Here is a 3,775-nt window from a genome sequence, read left to right on the forward strand (position 1 = left end):
CACACCCGTTCCCATACCGAACACGGAAGTTAAGCTTCTCAGCGCCGATGGTAGTTGGGGGCTCTCCCCCTGTGAGAGTAGGACGCTGCCGGGCTGTTACTTTAATATTATTTTATCGACGCGGGGTGGAGCAGCCCGGTAGCTCGTCGGGCTCATAACCCGAAGGTCGCAGGTTCAAATCCTGCCCCCGCAATAATCCATTAAAAAAGCGAAATTAAATTTCGTCTTTTTTTTTGCTTATTTTTTGAAGCGGATTTCATAATGATTTTTGCTTGAAAGAATAAAATCATGTACACTACATATAGAATAATTTTCCTTAGGGCAAATCCTAAGGTTTTTTTGTAAACAACGAACACAATCAGGCTCTATAATTATCCATTGTTGATTTTTGTATAGTTATCAGAATTAATAAGCGGAGAATTTCCGCCTAAAGTAAAAAGAGGAAGCTTAAATAGCCAAAATAGGCGGAGTTTTTCCGTCTAACCACTCTAAATAAGCCATAATTTTAAGATTTGGATAACATAAACGGAAAAACTCCCCTTATTCTTAGGGAAATATGGTTATTTCTCAGTTTAAGCGGAAATTCTCCGTCTATTATCCAAACGAAGAGAAATCAACATTCAGCAAAAACAGAGCTTTCCACAAAGAAGAGCAACAACACACTTAATTTATAAGGTCGAAATAAAGGTGATAAATATATGGGTGAATTTCAGTTCATTTCAAAAGAGCCCCAAGACACATTAGAATTTGCAAAACGACTTGCCCAAAAGCTGCAGCCCGGGGCTGTAATTGCGTTAGAAGGTGATTTAGGTGCAGGAAAAACAACTTTCACGAAAGGTCTTGCAGAAGGATTAGGGATTAGTCGAACGGTAAACAGTCCTACTTTTACCATCATTAAAGAATACCAAGGACGATTACCGCTGTATCACATGGATGTATATCGGGTAGAGGATTCATACGAAGACCTTGGCTTTGATGAATACTTTGAGGGAAGTGGAGTAACCGTTGTTGAGTGGGCACACTTAATAAAAGAGCAGTTACCAGAGGATATATTGACTATCTACCTGTACCACGAGGATGAGCAATCGAGAAAAATTGTGTTAAAACCATCTGGTGCACGTTATGAGGAATTATGTAAGGAGATTTTTTCATGAAGGTATTAGCTATTGATACTTCAAATTATGTGTTAGGTATCGCAATTATCGATGAAGAAAAAGTAATCGGTGAGTACATCACAAATGTCAAAGTAAACCATTCCATTCGCGTGATGCCAGCAATTGAAAATTTGCTTAACGATTGCGGAGTTAAACCTGCAGAATTGACAAAAATTGTTGTGGCACAAGGACCAGGTTCCTACACAGGAGTTCGGATTGGCGTGACGATTGCAAAAACATTGGCATGGACTTTAAATATCCCATTAGTTGGGGTCTCAAGCCTTGCGATTATCGCTGCGCCACTTGCCCGTTACTTTAATGGCATGGTTTCACCGATATTTGATGCACGCCGTGGACAGGTTTATACTGGACTTTATCAGTCTGTTCAAGGCCAACTTACAGCAGTAGAAAAAGATCAGTTAGTGCTATCAAAGGACTGGGCAGAAAAACTGAAACAAGGTTCAGACAAGATTTTATTCGTAGGTAATGACCTACCATTACATCAAGAAGCAATTCAGAATATTTTAGGAGAACAAGTTGTTTTTGCTAATGTTACCGAGCATAATCCACGACCAGCAGAGTTAGCGCTGTTAGGAAAGGATTTACCGGGAGAAGATATACATACCTTTGTTCCAAACTACATAAGACTTGCAGAAGCAGAAGCAAAATGGCTTGAAGCAAACAAAAGAAAGCAATAGTTTACAAGGGATGGGAACAATGAACGGATCACTTACGTTTCGTTATATGGAATTAACAGATATTGATGATGTATTAAAAATTGAACATGAAAGCTTTTCGACCCCATGGACACAGGAAGCTTTTGTGAATGAGCTGACGAATAATCGCTTTGCTGTTTATATTGTCATTGAAGATGATAACAAAGTCGTTGGCTATTGTGGAGTTTGGGTTATTGTTGATGAAGCTCATGTTACCAATATTGCCGTATTACCGGAGTATAGAGGAAAAAAGCTAGGTGAGGCATTATTAACAAAAGTCATCGAAGTAACTAAGAAACTCGGTGCTGAAAAAATGACGTTAGAGGTCCGAGTTAGTAATTACGTAGCACAAGGATTGTATCGCAAGCTTGGTTTTATGGATGGGGCCATTCGCAAGGGCTATTATACTGATAATCAAGAGGATGCATTAGTAATGTGGGTGAATTTATGAAAAAAGATCAATTGATTATGGGAATAGAGACAAGTTGTGATGAAACGGCTGTAGCAATTGTAAAGAATGGCCGTGAAATCGTCGCCAATGTAGTCGCATCACAAATTGAGAGTCATAAACGGTTTGGCGGAGTTGTCCCTGAGATAGCCTCCAGACACCATGTTGAACAGATTACGATTGTCTTAGAAGAAGCAATGAGACAGGCAGAAATCTCATTTTCGGATATTGATGCAATCGCAGTAACAGAAGGTCCAGGTTTAGTAGGTGCTCTTTTAATAGGAGTCAATGCAGCGAAGGCACTGGCATTTGCAAAAAATATTCCTTTAGTAGGTGTTCATCACATCGCTGGTCATATTTATGCTAACCGGCTGGTAACTGAGTTTAAGTTTCCGCTCCTCGCCTTAGTGGTGTCAGGAGGACATACTGAGCTAGTCTATATGAAGGATCACGGTGAGTTTGAGGTTATCGGAGAAACAAGGGATGATGCAGCCGGTGAGGCCTATGACAAGGTAGCTAGGGTCTTACATATGCCTTATCCTGGAGGGCCGCATATTGATCGATTAGCACACGAGGGTACACCAACGATTAAGCTCCCAAGAGCGTGGCTAGAGGAGAACTCCTTTGACTTTAGTTTTAGCGGTCTAAAGTCGGCAGTCATTAACACTGTCCACAATGCGGAGCAGCGTGGAGAGGAGATTGCTCCTGAAGATTTGGCGGCAAGTTTTCAACAAAGTGTTGTTGAAGTTTTGGTAACTAAAGCGTTACGGGCTGCCAAGCAATATGAAGTGAAGCAATTATTGCTTGCGGGTGGAGTTGCAGCAAATAAAGGACTGAGAGCTGCTTTAACAGAAGCATTTGCAGCAAATCCAGAAATTGAACTGATTATCCCTCCATTATCATTATGTACTGATAATGCGGCGATGATTGCAGCTGTCGGTAGTGTCATGTTTGAAAAAGGAAAACGATCGGATCTTGCCTTAAATGCAAATCCCGGTTTGGATATTGAAGCATTGTACTAAATTAAGCGCCATTCGACAAAGCTTATCCACAGTGAAAATAAAAATTTGAACTCTCCTATTCAGTGCTAGGAGAGTTTTTTGTGGATAATTATCCCCAAGGTGTTGATAATGTGGATAACATCGACTAAAATTGTGGATAATGTGGAAAACTGCTGTGGATGTTGCAAAAATAGCCCCCGTAATGTGAATAACAATGTGAGTAAGTTTTGGATAACTTTAAAGATAGCATGGAGCATTTTGTCGGAATAAAGCGAAATGAAAAAAGCATTAGTAACTTAACACGAGTTACTAATGCTTTTTAAAATCATAAAGGCCCCATAAGTTCAAAACCCAATAAAAACAAAGGTGAAATGAACTCATAGAAGTCTCATAAGTTCAAAACCCAATAAAAACAAAGGTGAAATGAACTCATGAAGGTTTCATAAGTTCAAAACC

The 3,775-nt window shown here is 39.8% G+C and carries 4 protein-coding genes, 1 tRNA gene and 1 rRNA gene; all 6 read left to right on the plus strand.

Annotation, left to right across the window (positions count from 1 at the left end; translation table 11 throughout):
* A 5S ribosomal RNA gene (gene rrf / locus HHO41_RS21830) occupies window positions 1-94 on the plus strand; the annotation flags it as partial.
* A 25-nt stretch (window positions 95-119) separates the two neighbouring features.
* Window positions 120-193: transfer RNA gene (locus HHO41_RS21835), tRNA-Met, on the plus strand.
* A 505-nt stretch (window positions 194-698) separates the two neighbouring features.
* Window positions 699-1,154: a tRNA (adenosine(37)-N6)-threonylcarbamoyltransferase complex ATPase subunit type 1 TsaE gene (gene tsaE, locus HHO41_RS21840; protein WP_169102674.1), complete on the plus strand. Its 456-nt coding sequence runs from the start codon at window positions 699-701 to the stop codon at window positions 1,152-1,154.
* Window positions 1,151-1,852 (plus strand): tRNA (adenosine(37)-N6)-threonylcarbamoyltransferase complex dimerization subunit type 1 TsaB, encoded by a 702-nt coding sequence (tsaB, locus tag HHO41_RS21845; RefSeq protein WP_169102676.1) that lies wholly within the window; start codon window positions 1,151-1,153, stop codon window positions 1,850-1,852. The genes tsaE and tsaB overlap by 4 nt, the downstream gene beginning before the upstream one ends.
* Window positions 1,853-1,871: 19 nt before the next feature.
* The gene (gene rimI / locus HHO41_RS21850) at window positions 1,872-2,321 is read left to right on the plus strand and encodes a ribosomal protein S18-alanine N-acetyltransferase (RefSeq protein ID WP_169102678.1); all 450 of its coding nucleotides are present in this window, start codon (window positions 1,872-1,874) and stop codon (window positions 2,319-2,321) included.
* Entirely contained in the window at window positions 2,318-3,340 is a 1,023-nt protein-coding gene (tsaD, locus tag HHO41_RS21855) for a tRNA (adenosine(37)-N6)-threonylcarbamoyltransferase complex transferase subunit TsaD (protein ID WP_169102680.1), read from the plus strand. Before rimI ends, tsaD begins: the two co-directional genes overlap by 4 nt.
* The last annotated feature ends 435 nt before the right edge of the window (window positions 3,341-3,775 follow it).

It is taken from the genome of Bacillus sp. DNRA2, assembly GCF_012843265.1.
Lineage (GTDB): Bacteria > Bacillota > Bacilli > Bacillales > Cytobacillaceae > Bacillus_BU.